Annotated in this window: 1 rRNA gene; it reads right to left on the bottom strand. The window is 57.3% G+C overall.

Features of this window, described 5'->3' with window-relative positions:
• Window positions 1–22 precede the first annotated feature (22 nt).
• Window positions 23–3143 (bottom strand): 23S ribosomal RNA (locus G6W55_RS37160).
• Window positions 3144–3235 lie beyond the last annotated feature (92 nt).

Raw genomic sequence — 3235 nt, forward strand, 5'->3', positions numbered from 1 at the left:
AACACAGTGGACGCGAGCAACTGAGGACAAGCCCTCGGCCTATTAGTACCGGTCACCTCCACACGTTACCGTGCTTCCAGATCCGGCCTATCAACCCAGTCGTCTACTGGGAGCCTTACCCCATCAAGTGGGTGGGAGTCCTCATCTCGAAGCAGGCTTCCCGCTTAGATGCTTTCAGCGGTTATCCCTCCCGAACGTAGCCAACCAGCCATGCCCTTGGCAGAACAACTGGCACACCAGAGGTTCGTCCGTCCCGGTCCTCTCGTACTAGGGACAGCCCTTCTCAAGACTCCTACGCGCACAGCGGATAGGGACCGAACTGTCTCACGACGTTCTAAACCCAGCTCGCGTACCGCTTTAATGGGCGAACAGCCCAACCCTTGGGACCGACTCCAGCCCCAGGATGCGACGAGCCGACATCGAGGTGCCAAACCATCCCGTCGATATGGACTCTTGGGGAAGATCAGCCTGTTATCCCCGGGGTACCTTTTATCCGTTGAGCGACGGCGCTTCCACAAGCCACCGCCGGATCACTAGTCCCGACTTTCGTCCCTGCTCGACCCGTCGGTCTCACAGTCAAGCTCCCTTGTGCACTTACACTCAACACCTGATTGCCAACCAGGCTGAGGGAACCTTTGGGCGCCTCCGTTACCCTTTAGGAGGCAACCGCCCCAGTTAAACTACCCATCAGACACTGTCCCTGATCCGGATCACGGACCCAGGTTAGACATCCAGCACGACCAGAGTGGTATTTCAACGACGACTCCACCTGAACTGGCGTCCAAGCTTCACAGTCTCCCACCTATCCTACACAAGCCGAACCGAACACCAATATCAAACTGTAGTAAAGGTCCCGGGGTCTTTCCGTCCTGCTGCGCGAAACGAGCATCTTTACTCGTAGTGCAATTTCACCGGGCCTATGGTTGAGACAGTCGAGAAGTCGTTACGCCATTCGTGCAGGTCGGAACTTACCCGACAAGGAATTTCGCTACCTTAGGATGGTTATAGTTACCACCGCCGTTTACTGGCGCTTAAGTTCTCAGCTTCGCCACCCCGAAGAGTGACTAACCGGTCCCCTTAACGTTCCAGCACCGGGCAGGCGTCAGTCCGTATACATCGCCTTACGGCTTCGCACGGACCTGTGTTTTTAGTAAACAGTCGCTTCTCGCTGGTCTCTGCGGCCACCCCCAGCTCACCGTGTAAAACGGATCACCGAGTGTGGCCCCCCTTCTCCCGAAGTTACGGGGGCATTTTGCCGAGTTCCTTAACCATAGTTCACCCGAACGCCTCGGTATTCTCTACCTGACCACCTGAGTCGGTTTAGGGTACGGGCCGCCATAAAACTCGCTAGAGGCTTTTCTCGACAGCATAGGATCATCCACTTCACCACAATCGGCTCGGCATCAGGTCTCACCCCATGTGAGTGGCGGATTTGCCTACCACTCGGGCTACACCCTTACCCCGGGACAACCACCGCCCGGGCTGGACTACCTTCCTGCGTCACCCCATCACTCACCTACTACCACCTTGGGTCGGCGGCTCCACCACTTTCCTTTCCCCGAAGGGTCCGGAACGGCTTCACGGCCTTAGCATCGATAGGTTCGATGTTTGACGCTTCACAGCGGGTACCGGAATATCAACCGGTTATCCATCGACTACGCCTGTCGGCCTCGCCTTAGGTCCCGACTTACCCTGGGCAGATCAGCTTGACCCAGGAACCCTTAGTCAATCGGCGCACACGTTTCTCACGTGTGAATCGCTACTCATGCCTGCATTCTCACTCGTGAACCGTCCACCACTGCCTTCCGGCGCGGCTTCACCCGGCACACGACGCTCCCCTACCCATCACAGCCGCCGTTGGGCGTATTGCTGCAATGACACGACTTCGGCGGTACGCTTGAGCCCCGCTACATTGTCGGCGCGGAATCACTAGACCAGTGAGCTATTACGCACTCTTTCAAGGGTGGCTGCTTCTAAGCCAACCTCCTGGTTGTCTCTGCGACTCCACATCCTTTCCCACTTAGCGTACGCTTAGGGGCCTTAGTCGATGCTCTGGGCTGTTTCCCTCTCGACCATGGAGCTTATCCCCCACAGTCTCACTGCCGCGCTCTCACTTACCGGCATTCGGAGTTTGGCTAAGGTCAGTAACCCGGTAGGGCCCATCGCCTATCCAGTGCTCTACCTCCGGCAAGAAACACACGACGCTGCACCTAAATGCATTTCGGGGAGAACCAGCTATCACGGAGTTTGATTGGCCTTTCACCCCTAACCACAGGTCATCCCCCAGGTTTTCAACCCTGGTGGGTTCGGTCCTCCACGAAGTCTTACCTCCGCTTCAACCTGCCCATGGCTAGATCACTCCGCTTCGGGTCTTGAGCGTGCTACTGAAGCGCCCTGTTCGGACTCGCTTTCGCTACGGCTACCCCACCCGGGTTAACCTCGCAACACACCGCAAACTCGCAGGCTCATTCTTCAAAAGGCACGCAGTCACGAGATATGTGCAAGCACACATCCGACGCTCCCACGGCTTGTAGGCACACGGTTTCAGGTACTATTTCACTCCGCTCCCGCGGTACTTTTCACCATTCCCTCACGGTACTATCCGCTATCGGTCACCAGGGAATATTTAGGCTTAGCGGGTGGTCCCGCCAGATTCACACGGGATTTCTCGGGCCCCGTGCTACTTGGGTGTCTCTCAAACGAGCCGCTGACGTTTCGACTACGGGGGTCTTACCCTCTACGCCGGACCTTTCGCATGTCCTTCGCCTACATCAACGGTTTCTGACTCGTCCTGTCGCCGGCAGACGACAGAAGAGAGATCCCACAACCCCGCACACGCAACCCCTGCCGGGTCTCACACGTATACGGTTTGGCCTCATCCGGTTTCGCTCGCCACTACTCCCGGAATCACGGTTGTTTTCTCTTCCTGAGGGTACTGAGATGTTTCACTTCCCCTCGTTCCCTCCACACTGCCTATGTGTTCAGCAGCGGGTGACAGCCCATGACGACTGCCGGGTTTCCCCATTCGGAAACCCCCGGATCAAAGCCTGGTTGACGACTCCCCGGGGACTATCGTGGCCTCCCACGTCCTTCATCGGTTCCTGGTGCCAAGGCATCCACCGTGCGCCCTTAAAAACTTGGCCACAGATGCTCGCGTCCACTGTGCAGTTCTCAAACAACGACCAGCCACCCACCACCCCGAACCAACCGGTTCGAGTTCACTGGGGCCGGCATC

Source organism: Streptomyces sp. CAI-85 (assembly GCF_013363615.1).
Lineage (GTDB): Bacteria > Actinomycetota > Actinomycetes > Streptomycetales > Streptomycetaceae > Streptomyces > Streptomyces antibioticus_B.